The 21,585-nt window shown below is 43.1% G+C and carries 18 protein-coding genes and 3 pseudogenes; 5 read left to right on the forward strand and 16 right to left on the reverse strand.

The genetic code is table 11. The features are described from left to right. Positions 1-154 (forward strand): annotated as a pseudogene (locus CCB157_RS18475) (IS256 family transposase); the annotation flags it as partial. 198 nt (positions 155-352) lie between these two features. Further along, positions 353-799, forward strand: a complete 447-nt coding sequence (locus CCB157_RS12180) for a PEP-utilizing enzyme (protein WP_143287034.1) — start codon at positions 353-355, stop codon at positions 797-799. A gap of 216 nt (positions 800-1,015) precedes the next feature. Here CCB157_RS12180 and CCB157_RS12185 read toward each other — a convergent pair. The 3 genes and pseudogenes from CCB157_RS12185 to CCB157_RS12200 form a co-directional block, all read right to left on the reverse strand. Next, positions 1,016-2,367: pseudogene (locus CCB157_RS12185) on the reverse strand (APC family permease). A gap of 240 nt (positions 2,368-2,607) precedes the next feature. Next, complete coding sequence (locus tag CCB157_RS12190) at positions 2,608-3,165, reverse strand: beta-class carbonic anhydrase (protein WP_077616176.1); 558 nt, start codon at positions 3,163-3,165, stop codon at positions 2,608-2,610. A 371-nt stretch (positions 3,166-3,536) separates the two neighbouring features. Then, positions 3,537-3,692, reverse strand: a complete 156-nt coding sequence (locus tag CCB157_RS12200) for a transposase (RefSeq protein WP_238594698.1) — start codon at positions 3,690-3,692, stop codon at positions 3,537-3,539. A 361-nt stretch (positions 3,693-4,053) separates the two neighbouring features. Here CCB157_RS12200 and CCB157_RS12205 point away from each other — a divergent pair, with 361 nt between their 5' ends. Continuing rightward, positions 4,054-4,896, forward strand: coding sequence for an aldo/keto reductase (locus CCB157_RS12205; protein WP_027725276.1), 843 nt, complete (start codon positions 4,054-4,056; stop codon positions 4,894-4,896). A 175-nt stretch (positions 4,897-5,071) separates the two neighbouring features. On the opposite strand, the gene xylB is transcribed toward CCB157_RS12205, so the two are convergent. From xylB to CCB157_RS12220, 3 genes are all read right to left on the reverse strand, one after another. Next, positions 5,072-6,574 (reverse strand): xylulokinase, encoded by a 1,503-nt coding sequence (xylB, locus tag CCB157_RS12210; protein WP_077616164.1) that lies wholly within the window; start codon positions 6,572-6,574, stop codon positions 5,072-5,074. A gap of 79 nt (positions 6,575-6,653) precedes the next feature. After that, positions 6,654-7,979: a xylose isomerase gene (gene xylA / locus CCB157_RS12215; RefSeq protein WP_077616165.1), complete on the reverse strand. Its 1,326-nt coding sequence runs from the start codon at positions 7,977-7,979 to the stop codon at positions 6,654-6,656. 173 nt (positions 7,980-8,152) lie between these two features. Continuing rightward, positions 8,153-9,763, reverse strand: coding sequence for a glycoside hydrolase family 43 protein (locus CCB157_RS12220; protein ID WP_077616166.1), 1,611 nt, complete (start codon positions 9,761-9,763; stop codon positions 8,153-8,155). Positions 9,764-9,845: 82 nt separating this feature from the next. On the opposite strand from CCB157_RS12220, the gene CCB157_RS12225 reads away from it, so the two are divergent. Continuing rightward, positions 9,846-10,487, forward strand: a complete 642-nt coding sequence (locus CCB157_RS12225; protein ID WP_158077300.1) for a YesL family protein — start codon at positions 9,846-9,848, stop codon at positions 10,485-10,487. Here the strand turns inward: CCB157_RS12225 and CCB157_RS12230 are convergent, their stop codons facing one another. The 7 genes from CCB157_RS12230 to CCB157_RS12260 form a co-directional block, all read right to left on the reverse strand. After that, positions 10,488-11,147 (reverse strand): SGNH/GDSL hydrolase family protein, encoded by a 660-nt coding sequence (locus CCB157_RS12230; protein WP_077616168.1) that lies wholly within the window; start codon positions 11,145-11,147, stop codon positions 10,488-10,490. A gap of 3 nt (positions 11,148-11,150) precedes the next feature. Then, positions 11,151-11,786: a polysaccharide deacetylase family protein gene (locus CCB157_RS12235; RefSeq protein WP_238594699.1), complete on the reverse strand. Its 636-nt coding sequence runs from the start codon at positions 11,784-11,786 to the stop codon at positions 11,151-11,153. Positions 11,787-11,818: 32 nt separating this feature from the next. Further along, positions 11,819-12,628 (reverse strand): carbohydrate ABC transporter permease, encoded by an 810-nt coding sequence (locus CCB157_RS12240; RefSeq protein ID WP_439951324.1) that lies wholly within the window; start codon positions 12,626-12,628, stop codon positions 11,819-11,821. Positions 12,629-12,736: 108 nt separating this feature from the next. Further along, entirely contained in the window at positions 12,737-13,609 is an 873-nt protein-coding gene (locus tag CCB157_RS12245; RefSeq protein WP_077616170.1) for a carbohydrate ABC transporter permease, read from the reverse strand. Positions 13,610-13,664: 55 nt separating this feature from the next. After that, complete coding sequence (locus CCB157_RS12250) at positions 13,665-14,987, reverse strand: extracellular solute-binding protein (protein WP_077616179.1); 1,323 nt, start codon at positions 14,985-14,987, stop codon at positions 13,665-13,667. Between the two features lie 122 nt (positions 14,988-15,109). Then, positions 15,110-15,883 (reverse strand): response regulator transcription factor, encoded by a 774-nt coding sequence (locus CCB157_RS12255; protein ID WP_077616171.1) that lies wholly within the window; start codon positions 15,881-15,883, stop codon positions 15,110-15,112. After that, positions 15,862-17,616, reverse strand: coding sequence for a sensor histidine kinase (locus CCB157_RS12260; protein WP_077616172.1), 1,755 nt, complete (start codon positions 17,614-17,616; stop codon positions 15,862-15,864). The genes CCB157_RS12255 and CCB157_RS12260 overlap by 22 nt, the downstream gene beginning before the upstream one ends. A 264-nt stretch (positions 17,617-17,880) precedes the next feature. On the opposite strand from CCB157_RS12260, the gene CCB157_RS12265 reads away from it, so the two are divergent. Then, positions 17,881-18,453 (forward strand): cysteine hydrolase family protein, encoded by a 573-nt coding sequence (locus tag CCB157_RS12265; protein ID WP_077616173.1) that lies wholly within the window; start codon positions 17,881-17,883, stop codon positions 18,451-18,453. Positions 18,454-18,825: 372 nt separating this feature from the next. On the opposite strand, the gene CCB157_RS12270 is transcribed toward CCB157_RS12265, so the two are convergent. The 3 genes and pseudogenes from CCB157_RS12270 to istB all read right to left on the reverse strand — a co-directional run. After that, on the reverse strand, positions 18,826-19,881 hold the full coding sequence (locus CCB157_RS12270; protein ID WP_077616174.1) for a phosphomevalonate kinase: 1,056 nt from the start codon (positions 19,879-19,881) through the stop codon (positions 18,826-18,828). Between the two features lie 22 nt (positions 19,882-19,903). Then, positions 19,904-20,878 (reverse strand): diphosphomevalonate decarboxylase, encoded by a 975-nt coding sequence (mvaD, locus tag CCB157_RS12275; RefSeq protein WP_077616175.1) that lies wholly within the window; start codon positions 20,876-20,878, stop codon positions 19,904-19,906. Between the two features lie 301 nt (positions 20,879-21,179). After that, positions 21,180-21,585: pseudogene (gene istB / locus CCB157_RS12280) on the reverse strand (IS21-like element IS5376 family helper ATPase IstB); the annotation flags it as partial.

Here is a 21,585-nt window from a genome sequence, read left to right on the forward strand (position 1 = left end):
CCTCGTAGGCGCCGTGTTGATCGAAATGGACGAAAAATGGATATCGGGACGCAAATACCTGGATATGTCCGACTATTGGCAGTGGCGGAAAACGAAAGAGTTAGGCGTTCAAACGATGAATCAGGAAGTTTCGGCGATCAAGAAAGTGGGATAATTTCTTCGACGTGTCAAGGAGAACGTGAAATACCTCGGAAGCGAGGAGTTGCCGCGAAAGCGCCTTGACACACCTGTACTTTGACAACAATGATCATTAGTCCGGGAAGGCGACCGGCAGGGAGACTTGCCGGACTTACCTGCCATACGTCAGGTCATCAGGTCCATCTTTCTATCAAAGGGAAATTTACACAATAAAATGGACTTGACCGTCGGTCAAAGTGGTCATCAACTTTGTCTGTCAAAAGGCAGTGCGTTGGGGCACGCTGTCATAGTTAAAGACATCTCTATTCTTGACGAATTTTCTGCCTCTAACCAAATCAGTGTCGTTAATTATGATTTAGATACGAAAGAGTTGCCGTTTTTGGAACAATACAAAGAAATTAAAGATAAACTTGAAAAATATAAAGACGCTATTTTAATTGCAGAATATCCATCCGTAGGTTTGATTCCTTTAATTCCATTCGTAAAAGGCATGGTATTTACAAGGGGAACCGTTCTATGCCATACGGCTATTGTTTTAAGAGAGAAACACATCCCTTCCACTATATGGCCAGAGGTTTTTGAAAAAGTTGAGGAAGGCGACCGATTACTAATCAATGATAACCAAGTTCAATTACTTTCAAAAAGTAAACAATCAGTATAAGCAATAAACCCCGCCGTCATTACGGTGGGGTTCTTGTTTCACCTTAAAAATGGGTCACGGCCCATATCAAACTCAATAACTAACTGATGATTGCAGGCCCGACATAACTTTCCCACCATATTCCATGGCATTTTAGAGTGATCTTTGCCACAGCGTTCACATTCTAATTTATGCGAGCCTGATTTCTTCCCAGTACAAAAAAGGCAGATGGGCTCATTACAGTTGAAGATCGACTTCCTTTTTCTTTGTTGCTAGAATACCAGCAATGATCAGGCCAATTACGAGCCAGGCTAGGCCGAGAAGTTTAGCTTGCCCGGCCAGATTAAGCCACACATAGCCGATCACGATAAAACCGATGAGCGGCAGAATCAAATGATTCCAGTAATCTTTGCTTTTGTTTTTAGCAATATAATGGACAAAGACACTGTGACATGTAGGAACAAAAACGCCGTGAGCGCTCCAAAATTAACAAAAGAAGTGAGAATCCCAATTTTTGAGATGAACACTGTGCCGACTAAAACTGAAATGATAGCGACAAGTAACGTGCTTCGATAAGGCGTCCGATATTTGGGGTGTACTTTTGCCAGAAAGTGCGGCAGCTTGCGGTCCCTTGCCATACTATATAGGACGCGTGAAATTGCCGCTTGGGCAACTAGTGCATCCGCAATCCCCCACGCAATGGCCGTCGCAACAGCAGTTAAACGGCTAAGCCATTCGCCGCCCGCAACAGAAGCAACTTGATAAAATGCCGTGCCGATGTCATCGAAGTTTTTATAATCCGGAAAAATCAAAGCCGCCACCCACGTTTGCGCCATAAACAAGATGCCGACGATGAGGAGTGAAAATACCGTCGCCCGGCCGACTTGTTTGACGTCGCCATTGGACTCCTCGGATAATGTGGAAATGGCATCAAAGCCCAAAAAACTCAAGACAGCGATGGAAACAGCCCCCATCACCAAGGGCAGGCTGAAATTTTCTGGGTCATAAAGCGGTTTAAAGGAAAAATGAGCGCCGTTTGCGCCTTTAGCAATAGCCGCTATGCCAACCACGATAAAGATGGCTAAAACAATGAGCTCAAAGATGAGTATGATTTTGTTGGTTCGGGCTGTAAATTCAATACCTAAGTAGTTAATAACCGTGTTGATGATGATAAAAAATAAAAGCCACACCCAACTTGGAATGACCGGAATCATGCCGGTTAACGCCTCCGCGCTCACGACATAAAGCAACGCCGGAACAAGGATGTAATCGAGCAAAATCGCCCAACCCGCCATAAATCCAGCAAACGGATGGATGTCTTTCCCCGCGTAAGCATAAACTGACCCAGCCAGCGGAAAAGCCTCCGACATACGCGCATAGCTCAGCGCTGTAAAAATCATCCCCACCATGCCGATCAAATAAGCAAGCGCCACCATGCCATGAGAAATCGTGACGACATCCCCGTAAATCCCAAACGGGGCAATCGGAACCATAAAAAAAAGTCCGTAAATTAATAGATCCCCAAATGACAGACTTCGCTTCAATTCCTGTTTATACCCAAAATTCTCCAACTCGGACTTTGTGCCCACTTACCTCACCTCTACTCATAAAACTTGTCTGATGATTTGACGTTTATTTTATTTTTATGACAACCCTTAAGCGTTTATGTTTATTTGATGGAATCCACTAAAACCGTAGAAAAGATTGAAAGACAAAGGAAAGCGATGATAACCGATGACTTAACCAGCCATGTGCACATATATTCGCTCTCAAAAGCCGTGTTATAAAAGAAATCAGCAGACCACCTAAATGGCAGTCTGCTGCATTCCTTACTGATCTTTAATGACAACATCCAGTTTTCCCGTTTCCGGTGAGATTACAAGCCCATGAACAAGTGTATTCGGTGGCAGCATGGGATGTGTCTTTATAGTATTTACACTATGTCTTACATTATCTTCTACGGACTCAAAGCCTTTAAGCCAATTATGAATATCTACTCCTGCATCTTTTACTGACGCAATGGCTGCTTCATCAATTCCTCTTTCTTTCATACTCTCTATCATTTTTTCGGCTGAAAGACCCGTCATCCCACAGCCGTGGTGGCCAACGACGATCACTTCTTTCGCCTGGAGTTGATATAAAGCGACAAGAATACTCTTCATTATGCTTCCATATGGATTTGAGACCATAGCCCCCGCATTCTTAACAATCTTTGCATCCCCATTGTTTAAGTTCATAGCTTTGGGTAATAGCTCGATAAGTCGTGTATCCATACAAGAAACAATAACAAGCTTTTTCCTAGGTAAATTCCCTGCTTTATATGGTTCATACCTTTTTTCATTTACAAACTTCTCATTAAACGCTAATATTTCGTCGAGCCGTGACATCATAATCCTCCTATCAATGTTCCTTTGAATTTTTTCAATGATGTAACGATGTTTGTTTTCACATAATAAATACGTTTCTAAGGCATCATAAGCCGATTTTTTACGTCCTCTTATCCAAGGCCCCAACAACCCCTCATTTAGTAGGCGGTCCCCGTAGTTCCTACGGTTCCATTGACTAAGCGTAGAGCCCCATTTTTTGTTCATCGCTATTGATATCGCGGTCATTGAAACCATGACAATTAGGGCATGTCCATTCACGAACAGCCAGATCTTTTATCCTCTTGTTATGATAACCGCAAATTAGCGTAGAGCTGGCTGCTTGGAAAAAAAGGCGTCAACCTCCACTTTTTTGTTTGCCGTACCATTCGGTTTTATAAGCAATCAGGTTTACTCCAACTCGCATCGTAAATGGACTTTGCTAAGTGATGATTCTTGACCATGTTCTTGACTTGCAACGATTCCATGCCTATGATGTCGTGGTTTTTGACGAGATAGGTGGAAATCTTGTGTAAGTAATCATAACGCACGTTAGTGATTTTTTCATGGATTTTGCTACTTTCGTTTTTTGTTTTTGGTAATTCTATGCCTCAACCAATGGCGTGTTGCTTTTCAAAGCCCGTTCTTTTCGTCGAGCTAAGATTTTTTAAAAATAAGTCCGTAAATTAGTAAATCTTCAAATGATAGACTTCGCTTCCATTCCTGCTTATACCCCAAACTCTCCAACTCAGACTGTGTGTCCACTGACCTTTAGTTCTTCCTAAAACTTGTCTGATGGTTACTCATATTTTATTGTTCACCAATTGCGTTTTATGACTAATCCTTTTGTTCGACCATGCCGTACTTCAAATGGTAAAATGATTTTAAAAATAATGAAAGTGGGGGCATGCCATGATCCAAAACATTCCGGAAATTACATTAAACGATGGTCTAACTTTACCCGCCATAGGTCTCGGTACTTATAAACTAAACGGAGCATCCGGTGTTCAGGCAATCGTTAGCGCCTTAGATGCCGGTTACCGTTTGCTCGATTCAGCTTTTAACTATGAAAATGAAGGAGCGGTTGGTGAGGCGATCCGGCGCAGTTCGGTTCCGCGTGAACAAATCCGCGTGACATCAAAGCTCCCCGGTCGACATCATGCCTATAAACAGGCTTTACAGACAATCCAAGAATCCCTTTACCGATCCGGTTTGGATTATTACGATTTGTATTTGATCCATTGGCCGAATCCAAGTAAAGACCTCTATGTGGAGGCTTGGAGCGCTTTAATTGATGCACAAAAATGGGGATTGATTCGCTCCATTGGCGTATCCAATTTTCTTCCCGAACACTTGGATCGTCTGATTAAGGAAACAGGTGTGACCCCAAGCGTCAACCAAGTGGAGCTACACCCATACTTTTCACAGGAAGAACAACGCGCCTATCATCAGGAACACGGCATTGTGACGGAATCATGGAGTCCACTTGGCCGTGCGAGCCGTTTATTAGAGGACCCCGTCATTCAGAAAATCGCCCGCGACCGAAAGAAAACCGTTTCGCAAATCATTTTACGTTGGCATATCCAGCTCGGCGCCCTACCGTTGCCGAAATCCTCTTCTCCGTCGCGGCAAATTGAAAACCTCTCCGTTTTTGAATTCTCATTGTCCGACGAAGAGATGCAGGCCATCTCTGCCCTCAGCCGTCCCGACGGCCGCTTGTATGACCAAGACCCGGCGGTATACGAAGAGTTTTAAAATACGAGAGATGTGACCCATAAGCATGGTATGTATAGAAAAACAAGTTCGCCCCGACACTTGTATGAAGGTGTCCTATACGGATAACTTTATATGCAATGAAAAAGAAGCGGCATGGCTCCTTTCAAAATAACGAAAGGGACCATGCCTTAATGATTAGGGAGGAGAAAGTACTTTAGGCTTTCCTATATTCATTAAGCAAATAATTCAGATTTTTCGTATCCCTATAGATTTCCTGATAGAGTTTAAAAATAGAACGATAGCGTTCAACGTTTTCTGGATTGGGCTCATATACTTGTTCGACTTGGACAAAGGTCTTTACACTATCTTGTATATCAACATACCACCCACAGCCGAGACCAGCAAGAATGGCCGCTCCTAACGCCGGGCCTTGCTCGCTCTTCAATTTAAGAATCCGGGCATTAAAGATATCGGCTTGGATTTGCAACCATACGCGGCTTTTAGCTCCACCGCCGATGGAGACGATCGTATCTATCGTTTTTCCGCTGGCTCGTAATATTTCAATAGATTCATTTAGGGAAAACGTGACCCCTTCCAGAACGGCTCTCGTAAAATGCGCTCTCTCGTGCAAGGCGTCGATGCCGATAAAACTGCCGCGAATCCACGCATCCGCATGCGGGGTTCTTTCCCCGACCAGGTATGGCGCAAATAACAAACCATCAGAACCTGGAGACACAGTTTCCGCCTCTTTCAGCAGTTCATCAAAACCCATTTCAGAAGCAAACCGCTGCTTATACCAATCTAAGCTATAACCAGCGGACAAGGTGACTCCCATTGAATAAAAAGCATCTTTGACCGCATGATTAAAAAAGTGGACATTGCCGCCATAAACCGGTGATGCATCGGCCTCAAAGGTGAGAATCACTCCGGAAGTGCCAATACTGCACATCGTTTTACCGGGTGACGTTATTCCGGCACCGATCGCTCCGCAAGCATTATCCGCACCACCAGCAAAAACTTTCGTCTCGGAGGATAACCCCGTCGCGCGGGCAAAATCCTCGTTCAGCCTACCGACACACTCTGCTGAATCCACCAGCGGGGGGCATATGGTAGGGTCGATGGAAAACGCCTCACAAATCTCTCGGCTCCACGTCTTATTTTTTATATCCAACAGTAATGTTCCTGCGGCATCGGAATATTCACTATGAACAGCATTTGTCATGCGGAAGCGCAAATAATCTTTTGGCAATAAAAAGGTTTTGATCCTGGCAAAGTTTTCTGGTTCATGTTCTTGAACCCAAAGAAGTTTTGGTAACGTAAAACCTTCTAATGCCGGATTTTTCGCCCATTGATATAATTGGTTTTCACCAAGCACTTCAATAATACGGCGGCATTGTTTCGTTGTTCGCGTATCGTTCCATAAAATAGCGTTTCGAATTGGTTGATCATTATCGTCTAGGAGGACTAATCCGTGCATCTGCCCTGAGAAACTGATCCCTTGGATATCCCGCACATCACCATCAAAATGTTCGACAAGCTCTTTTAAAGCTTCTTTTGTTTTCATGACCCATTCTTCCGGGTCTTGTTCGCTATATCCCGCTTTCGGCTGGATCAACGGATAAGATTTGGAAACTTCCCGATAGATTTCGCCTTTTTCACTTACCAAAATGGCTTTAACAGAACTCGTCCCCAGATCGATACCAATCACGTATCTCATGCTCACCCATTCCTTTTTTGATAGAATCAATGATTCCGGCGAAAAAAGTGGAAGCCGGCCGCATTTGGCCGGCCACATTTTACCTGTCATGAACGATATTCAACAAGTATTGATTGATGGTCGATTTGATAAGTTCTAGGTGATTTGATGGATTCGTCACTTCGGTAAGTTGCAAAGCGTATGCTTCCAGTTTTTTAAAGTCGGCATCGCCATTGATGATATCCAGGCCAATTCCGTGTGTATAGCTTTCATAACGTTTTTCTATGAATTGATCCAGCACTTTGTCATCCAGTAATTTTTGTGCGGTCTTCAACCCTATAGCAAAGCTGTCCATGCCGGCAATATGGGCATAGAACAGATCAATCGGTTCAAAAGAGGTGCGCCGCACTTTGGCGTCAAAATTTAATCCGCCTTTCCCCAGTCCGTCGTTCTTCAATATTTCATACATGGCGAGCGTCGTGGCGTAAAGGTCAGTCGGGAATTCATCGGTATCCCAACCGAGCAGTGGATCGCCTTGGTTTGCATCAACGGAACCAAGTTTCCCATGAATCCGGGCCACCCGCAGTTCGTGTTCAAAAGTATGTCCGGCAAGCGTCGCATGGTTCGCCTCAATATTAAACTTAAAGTACGGATCGAGGTCGTAAGTTTTTAAGAATGACAGAGCCGTCGCCACATCAAAATCATACTGGTGTTTAGTCGGCTCTTTTGGTTTCGGTTCAATGAGGAATTGACCGTCAAAGCCGATTTCTTGGGCATAATCGATGGCCATGCGGTAAAAACGCGCCAAATTATCCCATTCCAACTTCAGGTCTGTGTTCAAAAGCGATTCATAGCCTTCACGTCCGCCCCAGAAAACATAATTTTGTGCGCCTAGGCGTTTAGCGATTTCCAAACCTTTTTTAACTTTTGCTGCAGAGTAAGCGAACACATCGGCATTGGACGAAGTCGCCGCTCCGTGAACAAAGCGCGGGTGGGTAAACATATTGGCTGTGTTCCAGAGCAGTTTCGTTTTGCTCGTTTTCATGTAGTCTTCGATCATATCTACAATCGTATCAAGGTTTTTAAACGTTTCCCTTAAATTGTCCCCTTCCGGAGCAATGTCCACATCGTGAAAGCAGAAAAAGGGTACATTCAATTTTTCAAAGAACTCAAAAGCCGCTTCGACACGAGCTTTAGCTAAATCCATACCACTAAACCGATCCCACGGGCGGATCATATTCCCTGCACCAAAAGGATCACTCCCATCCATCGTAAACGTATGCCAATAGGCCACCGCAAAGCGGAGATGTTCTTCCATTGTTTTGTTTCCCACAACTTCTTCAGGATTATAGAATTTGAACGACAATGGATTCGTCGATTTCGGCCCTTCATAAGTAATTTTGGTGACGTTTTCAAAATAGCTCATTTTGGTTCCTCCTTGGGATAAATTTTTTGAACGGCTGCGTTTTTCTTACCGGCCATGTCGATCCAAACCGCTACGATTAAAATTAATCCTTTCACAATGTACTGCCAAAAAGTTTCTATATTCATCATGCTCATACCATTGTCAATACTTGTCATAATCAAGGCACCAAGCTTTTAATCGTTTTCTTTATAAATAAAATAATCAAAATCAGCAGGAAGGTTTTGTCCCGTTAGATCACGACAATGCAGCCCGACAAAAGCCCCCGTAAAAAATCCGCCGCCACGGACATAATCATCCGATAATTTATAAGATTCAAAGATAACCGGAATAACATTCCAGTCTTTGCCGTTAAAGGAATAAGAATATTGATAGACGTCTTTTTTAACATCAACACGCATATAAACATACTCAATATCTTCGGGAACGATAATTTCCTGACCGCACAAGGGTTGGTCAAACACACCGTTTTCCGAAGCCATTAAATCGAGGATTCTTCCTTTCTTTTCATCCCAAGTCAATTGAAGGATCGTCCAATTTTCGGTATTATAATAATTCACAAGCCCTGCGCCTTGTTGGAAAAAGTTTGGTCTAAAATCAACCTTTGTTTCCGCTGTAAAATAGAAACTTTGCCAACGCCTAGCCACAAAAGACTGGGTAAACTTTGACGTTAGCGATTCTCGGCCATAGAGGCGTAAATGACCCGGACGGTCTTCCAATGAAAGAATGTCCTTTCCCAATGGAATGCGTAACGTTTGGAAATGCGGATTTAAAACGCCTTGGTCAAAATCGTCTTTTTCCACTTCATCATGTTCCCAAGGTACTTCTTCCATTTTTGGTCCATCAATAATTAAAGAAGGTTCATTTCCGCCAACAATATACGGCCAATCATTTTTCCATTCTAAACGTTGAATGGCCGTTTCTCTCCCCAATGGACAATACCCGCGGTCATCTAAAATAGGTTCACTATTTCTAAAAATAGGGCGTCCCACCAAATGAACAAAAAACCATTCATCGGTATGGGTATGGACGATGGACCCATGACCCGCTTTTTGTAATGGATTATTGGGATTCTTCCAAGATGATAATAATGGGTTGTCAGGGTGTAACTCATATGGTCCTGTAATTTTCTTAGAGCGGGCCACTGTTGACCGGTGATTGTATCGGGTTCCCCCTTCAGCCGTTAATAAATAATAGTACCCATTGAATTTATATAGTTGCGGCGCTTCTGTAATTTTTATTTCTGTTCCTTTAAATATGATCTGGGGCTTGCCAATAAGTTTTTGCCTAAAAGGGTCATATTCTTGTAAAAGAATCCCATAAAAAGGATGGCGGCCAAGGCGGTGATCCCAACACATATTCAACAAATATTTTTTGCCATCGTCATCATGAAATAATGAAGGATCAAACCCTGAACTGTTAAGATATACAGGATCAGACCATTCCCCATCAATGGTCTCACATGTTACCAGGTAGTTATGACAATCTTTCCAATGGCCGTCAACCACTTTAACATCCGTATAAATCAGCCAAAATCTTCCGTCAGCATAAGAAAGATGGGGCGCCCATACACCTCCTGAGTCCGGATTTCCCAGCATGTTAAGCTGGCTCAAGCGATTTAAAGGAGTTGCGGCAAGTCGCCAGTTTTTCAGATCCTTTGAATGATAGATTCTTACCCCAGGAAACCATTCAAAAGTCGAAACCGCAATATAGTAATCTGTATGAACCCTGCAAATACAAGGATCAGGATGAAACCCTTTTAAAATTGGGTTTTGGATCTTAAACATGATAACGCTCCTTCCTTATAAAAGGTATAATAAAAATAGAGCTTACTATCGTCCGCATCCATCTTTTCTGTGGAGGTATATGATGAAAGGTATCACAAATCGGCTTTACGGCTTGGCCGAATGGATTTCCCATCTGGCCTATCTTAACTTCCTTTGGTTCATATTCTGCCTTTTCGGCTTGGTGATTTTCGGTTTTATGCCTGCGACGGTTACCGTTTTCATCATCCTTCGAAAACGATTAAGACATCAAGGGGATATCCCGGTTTTCAAAACGTTTTTAAATACATACAAAGAGGAATTTATAAAAAGCAATCTCGTCGGCATCCCATTGGTCATTCTTTATGCTTTTATCTTTATTGATTTGATTTATCTTAGATCCGTTGCAGGGACGGGACCAATGTTTATTCCGATATACTTCATATTGTTGGGAACCGTACTGACCACTCTATATGTTTTTCCGGTCTATGCACATTATGATCTTAAGGCTTTGACCGTTTTAAAGAACGCCTTCTTAATGATGCTCATCCATCCGCTAAACAATTTATTTATGGTTATCATTTTAGTGATCACGTTTTTTGTTATGAAAAATTTACCCGCATTGGTTGTGTTCTTCGGGGTGAGTTTTCCGGCTTTAGTCATCATGGCATCTTGCTATGTAGCCTTTCAAAAACTGGAAAAAGGAAGGAAACGAGAAAACGATAACGCTAGGCACCTTCCCGAATGATTAAAAGGATTTTTTCCAATCAAATCCAATTTGGTTCAAAAAGGCCCGGGCGATAACCATATGACCAGCTGTGTCAGGGTGAACCCTGTCCCAGGCCAGGCTTGTTGAATGAAGAGTTTTTAACACTTGATCAAACGCCGCTTGGGTATCGATAAGAAGACAGTCGGTCTCTTTAGCCAGGCGTTTCACTACATGACCGTATTGATCCATCATCCGGCGCATCGGGTCATTTTTATTACTTTCAATAAAAAACGGGGTCATGAGGATGATGCCTGTAACAAATGGCTTTGTCTCGGTCACAAGTTGACGAAGCGTCTTTTCGTATTCATCAATATACACGTGCTTTTCTTTATGGAATGGTGAATCAAATTGCCGCCATACATCATTAATCCCAATCATTATTGACACCCAGTCCGGTTTTTGAGAAATCACATCGGTCGGCCATCTCGCTTGTAAATCGCGAACGGTATGGCCGCTTGTCCCCATATTTACGACCCGGATTTGTCGTTCGGGATAAACGGAACGCAGTAATCCCTCAACGAAAGCCACATACCCTTTACCCAAGTCATCAGAAAATCCTTCCCCAACGGGCTTGGTTCTATCACAATCGGTAATGGAATCACCGATAAATAATAATTTGCTTCCTTTTTCTAAGATCATGGCTTAATCCTCCGTTGATTCCGCCATTTTTAAAAGCTCACTGACAGTAACCAATTGATAGCCTTTATGAATTAACTGTGGAACGAGTTGACGGACAGCTTCAACCGTTTGTGAGCGGTCTCCATACCCGTCGTGAAAGATTAAAATACTTCCATTTCTTATATGACGCCTCGTTCTTTCTAAAATAAATGCCGTGCCAGGTTGACGCCAATCAAGAGCATCCAAATTCATTGCCCCTATGAGTTTATAAGGAAAACGGTATAAAATAGATTCTCTTAGATCATCCCATGCTAAATATGGCGGCCGCAAAACAGTTGGTTTATAAGAAACAATGTCTTCAATCAACCGGCTTGTTCTTTCAATCTCTTCCACGCTCTGGGCCTCATTCAATTCCGTCAACTTTACATGGCTGAATGTATGATTCCCAATTTCATGACCTTGGTCAGCCACCGTTTTTACGAGAGCCGCCTGATTGATAATTTGTACGCCTACCATAAAAAAAGTAGCCTTCCCGCCGTAGGTTTTAAAAATCTCCAAAATCTGTGGCGTGTAAACTGAATGCGGGCCATCATCAAAGGTCATTGCTATGGCTCTTTTTTTGGTCTTCACTTCGTGGATCAAGGGCATTGCCGTCACCATCACTTTATTTCATTTCGCTGGTCAACAATGTCTTATCCCTTCACCGAACCCGCCGCCAAGCCTTCTATAATCCGGTCACTCAGGAAAATATAAGCGATTAAGATCGGCAAAATGCTAATGACTAACGTTGCCCCGATCGCTCCCCAATCGGTTAAGTATTGTCCGACAAAATTATTGACGCCAACCGTTAACGTCTTCCATTTCTCCGAATTGATAAACGTGTTGACAAACACGAATTCATTCCAATTGTAAATCATGTTAATAATAGCGGCCGTTGACAACACCGGAGCGGTCATCGGAAGGGTGATTCGGAAAAATAACCGGTGAACGGAACAACCGTCCATAATCGCCGCCTCTTCGATTTCCCTCGGCAAGCTTTTATAAAAGCCTAATAAAATCATGACCGTAATCGGCAAATTAAAGGTCACATAGGAAATGATGATGGACAACGGATTATTAATTAAATGGGCATGGTTAAAAATGTTGAATAAAGGGATTAAAGTTGAATGCAGAGGAATCATGTAGGCGGCCATGAACAAGGCCAAGATGAAACCTTTTAATTTCCACTGCATGCGGGTCAGGGCAAATGTGACAAAGCTAGCCAAAATCAAAGTGAGTACGACCGCGACAATGGTATACCACACGCTATTAAAAAAGTAACTTTTAATATTCCCACTCGTCCAAGCGTCAACATAATTCGACCATTGCGGATGTTTAGGTAAAGCAAAAGGGCTCATCCCAAAGACTTCTTGATTGGTTTTTAAAGATAGTTCAAACAACCATATGAGTGGGTAAATTTGTAAAATAGCAATGGCTATTAGAACGATATATAACAGACCCATCCCGGCTTTTTTTAAAGCTGTCGATTTTATTCGTTTAGGTGCAGGTAAAACAGGCGTTGATGGCATATCTACCTTTGCAGTTTCCATTTGGTTCATGGCCTTCACCTCTCAGTCATCACTTTTTGTCTTTAAAAACTTTTGAATCAGCCACGTCGCGGCCATGCTAATCACCAAAAGGCCGAACCCGATCGCACTTCCATACCCAAAATTGAACTTGCCAAAGGCTTCTTTATACATATATGAAGCCATCACTTCCGAAGCATGTCCGGGCCCGCCGCCAGTCATAACGTAAATCAAATCAAAATATTTCAAAGAACCAACAACCGCAAGAATGACTAAAACTTTTAGAACACCCGAAATTAACGGGATTTTAATCTTGTAGGCAATTTGGAAGGCATTTGCCCCGTCAATGCGTGCCGCTTCGATCAGCTCTTCAGGGACATTAATGAGCGCAGCGTAAAGGATAATGATATAAAACCCGGCATATTGCCATACAATCGGAAGGAAGATGGCATATAAAGCGATTTTAGGATCGGCCAACCATAATGGTGTATGTTCAACACCAAGGGATGTTAATATGCTGTTAATCATTCCATTATTCGGGTCATAAATTTTGACCCAAAGCTGGGCAATGGCCACCGAAGATAGCAGCATTGGGATGATATAAATTTTCCTTAGTAAATTGCTACCCCTTAATTTACTTGCAAGAATTAAAGAAACGATTAAATAACCAATTAAACTAAGAACAGAAAATAAACCTAATAAAATCGAGTGCCAAGTACTGGTCCAAAATAATTTGTCATGAATTAAAGTGATGTAATTATCCAGACCAATAAATTTCATCTTCCCTACGCCGTTCCAATCGGTTAAACCATAATACCCACTTAAGACAATCGGTATATAAATTAAAATCAATACTAATATAAGAGAAGGCAATACATAGAGGGCAATAACGGATTTTTTCGACATGACGGTTTTCAAAATATCCCCTCCAAAGTGAATCAGGGGGGCGGATGTATGACTTTCGCCCCCTTTATTATTTTTTGGCTTCTTTAGCCAAGGCATCCGCTTGCTTTTGGGCGAACTCCTCAGGTGTCACTTGCTTACCAAACAGAGCGGTCATCATATCATGGTGTAATTCCGAAACATTCGGAGAGGCTTGCGTATCAAACCAAGTGGTCACATTAGACGCCTCATTGATATCTTTCAATACATCCAGATACATCGGATGAACGTTTTTTAATCCATCTGTATTGACTTTCGTTGCGGGGAGAATGCCGGCTTTTTCTACCGAACGCTTACCCCACTCTTTAACTAAATAAGTAGCAAAATCCTTCGCCACATCCTTATGCTTGGAATTCTCTGCCACGAACACACCAAGACCAGGGCCCCCGACATAACTGTTGATATCGGTTCCCTTACCACCTTCATACAGAGGGAATTTAAAATATCCTACTTTTTCCTTAAATGCTTTAGAGGTATCCGGACTCGTGGTGAAGTTTGGTAGTTCCCAAGTAGCCGTTAAAAACATAGCGGCTTTTTCGTTTAAGAAATATCCTTTTGCCTCATCATTGGATAACGCGGTATTCCCTTTGACGAAGAAACCGTCATCGACGAGATTTTGCACTTCTTGAGCCGCTTTGACAATGGCCGGATCAGTCATTTTGACCTTTCCATTAATCACATCGGTTAAAATGGTCGGGCCGCCGATTCGGTCGGCCAAATACATAAACCACATGGATGCCGGCCAACCGTCTTTAGAGCCGACGGTTGCCGGAATGACTCCGTTTTTCTTTAATACTTCACCGGCTTGTTTTAATTCATCAAATGTTTTCGGTACATCAATATGATATTTTTTAAATATTTCCTTGTTATAGAAGATATAAGTGATATTCATTTCCATCGGTAGGGCATAAGACTTCCCGTCAAATGTATAAGATTCAACGGTACCAGGGACAAATTGATCTTTGAAATCCTTATCAATAATGTCATTCAGTGGTGTAAATTGACCTCCGGTGGCAAACGGTTTAGCAAAACCATTCGACCAGGTTAAACCAACATCTGGTAATTCATTTGACGCGCCCAAAACTTTAATTTTATCGCGATATTGGTCGGGATTGAGCACTTCAACATCAATTTTTACATTTTTATGTTTGTCCTCAAAATCTTTAATAATCTCATTGACCAGATTAAAGTAGGCTGGAGAACTCCCTTTGGGCCAATCATGCATAAATTTCAGGTGGATTTTTCCTCCACTTGCACTTCCATCACCGCTCGAGCCTTCCGACGAACATCCTGTTAAGACTATGCCGATCAAAAGGCATATTAAGGTGAGGGCCGTAAGCGCTTTCCTTTTTATCATAGGCTTTTTACCTCCTCATAAAATGCGACCTTATTAATAAAATAAAGCAGGAAGTTCCCATTAAAAAGGTCACAACCGTTAGGAATAATACCAGTATTTTTAGATAATTGAAAACGCCTTCACCCTTGTGTTTTTCGGTAAACATTCGGTGTGACACCTTCATAATGTTTAAAGACCTTAATAAAGTATTTCGTTGTTTTATATCCGCATGCTTCCGCGACATCGGAGATCGGTAAACTGGTTGTGATCAATAATTCTTTTGCCCGCTGCATGCGCCGCCGCATCACATAATCGCTAAATGTCATTTCCGTTTGCTCCTTAAAAAGGACACTGAAATAGCTCGGATTTAAGTGGATATGGTCGGCGACGTTTTTTAAAGAAAGGTCTTGATGAAGATGTCGGTCAATAAATTGTATGGCTTCCTGAATAGGAGAGTGGTCGGCTGTCTGTTTTTCGAGAACACGGACTAACTTGTCATCCATGACTTTTTCCATCACGTCGGCTCTCTCATTTTTAATGGACAAGTCAATCGCCGTCTCCAACGTCTCAATTAATTGACGCTTTTCAATGGGTTTAACCAAATATCCGACTACTCCGAGTTCGATCGCTTGTTGTGCGTAATCAAATTCAGGATAGGCTGAAAAAATAATGGAAACAACCGATGAATTGAACATTTTGGCTTTTTTCAGGAATTGTAACCCCGTTAATTCCGGCATGCGGATATCTGTCAATAAAATATGTATTTTATCGTTCTTCATCCTTTCAAGGGCATCTATGCCATTAGATGCTGTTAAAATCAAGTAGCGGCCATCCGCCCACTTTTCTAGCATTCTTTTTAATCCTTCCCGTGTTCTCGGTTCATCGTCAACGACTAAGATCGTTTTTTCGTACATGACAACTCACCCCTTAGTATGGGAATTTCTATAGTCACCTTCGTTCCCATATTACGTTTGCTTTCAATCATAAATATGTTTTCCGCCTGATCACTATAGTAGAAATCAAGCCGTTTTTTGACATTATAAAGCGCCATCCCTTTACCGTTTTCCGAAATTTTGCTCCCCGTATCCAAAGCCTCTTTGATCGCCTGTAGTTGATTTTCTTCTATCCCTGCCCCGTCATCCTGGACGATAATTTTTAATTGGCCATCGGAAACCTGTGTCGCTGATACGCTTATGGTACACGGATTTAACTGATTGCCCGACCCATGAAGCACGGCATTTTCAACAAGAGGCTGTATTAATAATTTCGGGATTTTTACGGTTTGAAGCGTATCCGGTAATGATAAAGCCCATTTTATCCGGTCACCGAATCTAAATTTTATAATGTCTAAATAGTTTTCGATATGATTAAATTCATCCGCCAAAGCGACCCAATCATCGTCGGAGTTTTTACTAATGGTGTACCTGAAAAGGTTCGACATGGCGACAACAACATCCGCTAGCTCTTCTTCACCTTTTTCCTCTAAGCTCCAGCGCAAAGAATCCAAAGTATTATAAAGAAAATGCGGGTTGATTTGCGCTTGCAACGCCTTCAGTTCATTCAAACTCCGGATGATTTCTTTTTGATAAACCATTTTGATTAAATGGTTGGTCTCTTTGGCCAGCTGATTATAAGTGCTGTTTAATTCTTTAATTTCATTGACGGTAATCGTTTTAGGGTTTGTCGCAAGAAGCCCTTCATTGGCCAGCCTCATCGTATTCGTTAACGTGATAATCGGTTTTGTAATAAAATTGGATAAAAACAATGAGAGGATAAAATAAATCGCAATACCTGCAAGCCCTGCCAAAATAATGCCTAATCTAATCCCCGACAAGCCTTTTGTCAGTGATTGAATCGGTGTTAGGATCAAAATAACAAATCCATCTTTCGAGCTTTGTTTTGTAACCATATAAGTTTCGTCCTGGATTTGCGTAGTTGACTTGTTTTTCAATGTTAAGGGGTTGATCTTACCCGGATAATTAGAAAAAATCGGCTCAAGTTTTTGGTCAAGTAATATCGTATACTGATCCAGCTCATCGGCATTCATAACGGAAAAATAATCATTATTGACGCGGGAAATCATGTATCCAGCATTATTAAAATCTTGATTGATCAGATTAATTCTTCGAATAGCAAGGCAATAATCTGGATTTTTAGGATCTTTTCCAATCCATACTAAATTGCCCTTTGCTTGATCCGCCTCACGCACCCATTCAGGATGAATCCGATCAAACATATAAGGGTCGTTGCTAACCGGTAAAAGCTGTTTTAGGTCTTTCGTATATAATTCAACAGAATAAACGCCCTTTGAGTTAATCAAGATGTTATTTACAATATGACCGAGTTTCTGTAATTCGGAAAAAGACACCGGTTTATTTTTATACTCCCTTTCGAATTGGTCTTGAATGGTTTGATTGGTCAAAATGAACTTGGTCACGGTATCCAATTGTTCGAATAAAGAATCAATCCTTCCGCTTGCTTCAACCGCCGTTTGCCTAATTTGGTTCTCTGCATTTTTTTGAATAAGATCTGAAACCTGCCTCAGTGTGACAGCGGTTACAATCGACAGAACGACAACCATCACCACGAGGAAAACAACGAGAATTTGGTTTCGCAATGTATTCCACTTACTTAATTTTTTTAACATCGTGTGTTGGTCCTTTCTGCGGTTTTGCTAAATTATGGAAAATGTTAAGATCATTTGATTGGGCACTTTTACATTTCGACAAACAAGCGAAAAGTACCTGGTGAAAGGTGCCGATTTCTACATGCTGGTAATTAGAAAGGTTACAATCGCTGGCAAGAGACTGCCTTCTTAAAATATACGGGGGACACGAACCTGGGTGCATCTTGATTAGGAAAGACGTTCCCGGAATGTTAAAATGGGAATATTGAAGGGAGTTGATTTAACATGAGGGATACGAATGGTAAAACGGCTCTTTTAGTCATGGATTTGCAAAACGGCATTGTTTCCCGCTATGCCGAAAACGAAAAAACACTCCTGCCTTTTCAAAAAGCCGTGCGCGCGGCACGACAAAACGGCATTCCCGTAATTTTTATTCGCGTTGGGTTCAGCGAAGGATACCCCGAGGTGAGTCCAAACAACAAACGTTTTTCTCAGATCGCCGAATCAGGAGGAATGACACTTTCGGATACCTCCACCCAAATTCACGAATCGGTTAAACCCGAGGCCAATGAACCTGTCATCACAAAATATCGCATCAGTGCTTTCGCTGGTAGCAAACTCGAAGTCATCCTCAGAGCTCGTAAGATTGAAAAACTTATACTTTGCGGCATTGCGACGAGTGGGGTCGTTTTATCGACGTTACGGGAAGCCGCCGATAAAGATTATCGACTGACGGTCTTGAGTGACGCCTGTCTGGATTCCGATCCCGAGGTGCACCGGGTGCTAATAGAAAAAGTTTTTCCGACACAAGCTGACGTGCTGACTGTGGACGAATGGATTGACACTTTGGGCGAATAAATCGACGATACATTTTTTGTTTCTGTCTTATTCCCTTTTCTTACATAAAAAAAGGTGACGCCGGCCTTTAAAGGCACGGACGTAACCTTCGTCCCTTTGATCATAGCCTAAAACAAATCCATGCTTTCTAAATTGTACAGACGAAGAAGAGGTTAACCTTATAGGCAACCTCTTTTTACATTTAAGCAACCGGCTTGTCCGTACAACAGGGCCGGAATTCTCTTCTTTTTTTGCCGCTGACAAGACCTTAGACTGTTTCATTTGTTAACAAAAAGGGGAGATCCCTCACATAAAACGATGGGTGGTCGTTGATTTCCACCAGCTATTTATTTTGTTCCTCGCTACTTGCTTCTGGCGATGTTTCCTTTTTATTCAATGAACGAACGGCAGCGGCTCAATCCCGGCCTCCCGCCATGCTTTATACAGCGAGGCAATGTGTTCTTCCCCTTTTAATAATGCAATACCGCAGTCACCACCGCCGGCACCCGAGGGCTTGCCGGCACCGCCGAATGACTTCGCGATATCCGCAAGACGTTTAAGCGCATCGGTCTCGATCGGGATTTTCGCTGCTTCTCCCAATTGAACCAAGGCTTTTCGGTTCATTCTAAGCCCTTTGATCGCGGCTTCCGCATTGTTTTCGACAAGCCCTCCGACAAAGATAGAAACGGCTTGGGCAGATGCTTGCAAAAAAGTTTGATACACTTCCGGATGGTTCTTTTTAAAAACGTCCATTTTTTGTAAAAGCGAACCAGTGCCTGCTGGCGATTGCGTCCATCCGGCGCAAAAATGAAGTTGAGGCGGCGCCGATAACCGCTCACATGTAAAGTACGGCCACGGTTCATCAATAATCTCCTTGATCCTCATACCTTCATTCAGTTTTTTGCTCATCCACGCGGGCCGAAACGAAGTATAGCGCAGGAGCCCGCCGAAGGTGCTGGCGGCGATATCGGCCCCTGAGCCGCTTCCTTGTCCCATAAAATGAGCAACAGCAGCTATTTTAAAAACCTTTTCGTCCGAATGAATGCCTGCTTTTTGCAAGAGCGCCTTGACGATCCCAGTCACAACCGCCGCACTAGATCCGAGGCCGAATTTTTTCCCAGTTGTAGCCTCATCCAACTCGCTTTCCACGAGGAGCGAAAATGGCTCTCTGAGTAGCGGATGATTGTCGCCTAAGTACTCGCAGACGGCTAGGAGCGCGTGTTTGATAAAATTTAATTTCGGATGTTCTATGCTGGTTTTTATGTCGTGGTGCTCGTAACGCCACGTGACATGGTTTAAGCCAAGAGAAGGCAGCCGGAGGTAAAAATGATCGCTCGGCTCAAGCGTCACGGTAACATATTTTGATACCGCTGTAACGACTGCGGGTTGATTTTCCAGGACTGCGTATTCCCCGGCAATAAAAAGTTTACCCGGCACTCTGACTTTCATAGAAAAACCTTCTTTCTCAAAATTAAAGGAGGGTCACACCAGGTCCGGGGCCGGATACGATGACATTCTGCACTTCCCGAAGGCGCAAAAGTTTTTCCTTAATCTGGGCGGCATGTGATGGTTCACAGAGAACAGCAACATTGGCTCCAGCGTCGATTGTAAAATAGGCTGGAATACCGGATTCTCGCAACGATTCGACTTCCCGAATGACCGCGATCGTGCCTTTTTGCCAATAAAGAAACGGCGGGTCGGCACTGAGCATCGTCGCATGCATCCTTAACGCGTTTCGTTCCGCTACTTTTCCTAATGTGTCTAAATCGCGATTTTGCACGGCGACTTTGGCCGCAGCAAGATCCTCTTCAATCGTGTTGAGCCAGCTTTTATAAAAAGGCGATGTCGCCACGGTTTTTGCCATGCCTTCGCGACTTGAAATCTTCTTATGTTTGTCGGATACGGTCGCGATCAACAACGAAAGCGGCCAGTGTTCCGGCGGAGCAACAGGTTTGGCGTAAGAGTCGGAGCCGTCAAGCTTGACCCCTTTTTGCCATTCCACAAACCCGCCGTAGATTGAGCGACATGCCGAACCCGATCCCCGGCGTGCTAGCATGGATAAGGCCTTGCCGTCCAGCTCCAAACCGGCCGCCTTGGAGGCTGCACAGGCTAAAGCTGCAAATCCCGATGCTGAAGAGGCTAAGCCCGCTCCGGTCGGGAAGGAATTTTGGGACGTGACTTTCGCATGAATATTCATGCCGGCCATCTCCCGGACGATATCCAAAAAGCGTGATACCTTAAGCCGGGCTTTTTCCCCAGCCTCATGCCCATTCAATATCAGGATATCGTGATCCAACGCCGCATCAAACGCCACCGTTGTCGTCGTGTACAGCGCATCCAAAGTCACAGAAAAGCTGCTATTGTGCGGCAGCATCCATGTTTCGTCCCGCTTCCCCCAGTACTTGATCAACGCCATATTGCTATGCGCCTTCGCACTCGCTTGCAAACCCAACGCCTCCTTAAAGGGGGTCTGTCCCCCTATTTGTTATTTTCTGGGTGAAAACTAGGTCTAAATGACTACGTATACTTTAATCCTTTAGTGTATTGGGGGTCTGACCCCCAATTAAAAAGGACCTCCAATTAAAGGGGTGTTTTTGAGTTGGTCGATGGTGCGGGCACCAGCAAGGAACATGGCGACCCGAATTTCGTCCATGATCTGGGTGAGGAAGTCGATGACGGCTTGGGTGGATGTCAAGGCCGATTATTTTTTCCCCAAAATCGCCGGTTTAAAATTCCCCAGAAGGACCTTATTGATCCTTCTGTTTTTCTTGTTGGATCCTCTTTTCCCGTAATCGATAGCTTTCCCCCTTTAGGTTGAAAATGATGGAATGATGCAGTAATCGATCTAACATCGCGGTCGCCAATACCGAGTCTCCCACAACTTCTCCCCATTCCCCAAAGCTTTTGTTGGAGGTGAGGATAATCGGGGCATGTTCATACCGACGGGCGATGACCTGAAATAAGTAATGGGCGCTGTTTGGGTCCAGTTTTAAGTACCCCATTTCATCAATAATGAGAACGGTTGGCTTCACAAACATGCGAAGCTTTTTTTCCAGCTTTCCTTCCTGGTCGGCTTTTCTTAACTGAGTGACCAAATCATGGGCGGTAATAAAATACGTTTTATACCCTCTTGCGATCGCCTCCATTCCAATC

It is taken from the genome of Caenibacillus caldisaponilyticus (assembly GCF_002003465.1).
Taxonomy (GTDB): domain Bacteria; phylum Bacillota; class Bacilli; order Bacillales; family Sporolactobacillaceae; genus Caenibacillus; species Caenibacillus caldisaponilyticus.

Coding starts and splice junctions, on each gene's coding strand:
- CCB157_RS12180 (WP_143287034.1), top strand. CDS start 353: ATGGACTTGACCGTCGGTCAAAGTGGTCATCAACTTTGTCTGTCAAAA.
- CCB157_RS12190 (WP_077616176.1), bottom strand. CDS start 3,165: ATGTCACGGCTCGACGAAATATTAGCGTTTAATGAGAAGTTTGTAAAT.
- CCB157_RS12205 (WP_027725276.1), top strand. CDS start 4,054: ATGATCCAAAACATTCCGGAAATTACATTAAACGATGGTCTAACTTTA.
- xylB (WP_077616164.1), bottom strand. CDS start 6,574: ATGAGATACGTGATTGGTATCGATCTGGGGACGAGTTCTGTTAAAGCC.
- xylA (WP_077616165.1), bottom strand. CDS start 7,979: ATGAGCTATTTTGAAAACGTCACCAAAATTACTTATGAAGGGCCGAAA.
- CCB157_RS12220 (WP_077616166.1), bottom strand. CDS start 9,763: ATGTTTAAGATCCAAAACCCAATTTTAAAAGGGTTTCATCCTGATCCT.
- CCB157_RS12225 (WP_158077300.1), top strand. CDS start 9,846: ATGAAAGGTATCACAAATCGGCTTTACGGCTTGGCCGAATGGATTTCC.
- CCB157_RS12230 (WP_077616168.1), bottom strand. CDS start 11,147: ATGATCTTAGAAAAAGGAAGCAAATTATTATTTATCGGTGATTCCATT.
- CCB157_RS12235 (WP_238594699.1), bottom strand. CDS start 11,786: ATGGTGACGGCAATGCCCTTGATCCACGAAGTGAAGACCAAAAAAAGA.
- CCB157_RS12240 (WP_439951324.1), bottom strand. CDS start 12,628: ATGGGTCTGTTATATATCGTTCTAATAGCCATTGCTATTTTACAAATT.
- CCB157_RS12255 (WP_077616171.1), bottom strand. CDS start 15,883: ATGTACGAAAAAACGATCTTAGTCGTTGACGATGAACCGAGAACACGG.
- CCB157_RS12260 (WP_077616172.1), bottom strand. CDS start 17,616: ATGTTAAAAAAATTAAGTAAGTGGAATACATTGCGAAACCAAATTCTC.
- CCB157_RS12265 (WP_077616173.1), top strand. CDS start 17,881: ATGAGGGATACGAATGGTAAAACGGCTCTTTTAGTCATGGATTTGCAA.
- CCB157_RS12270 (WP_077616174.1), bottom strand. CDS start 19,881: ATGAAAGTCAGAGTGCCGGGTAAACTTTTTATTGCCGGGGAATACGCA.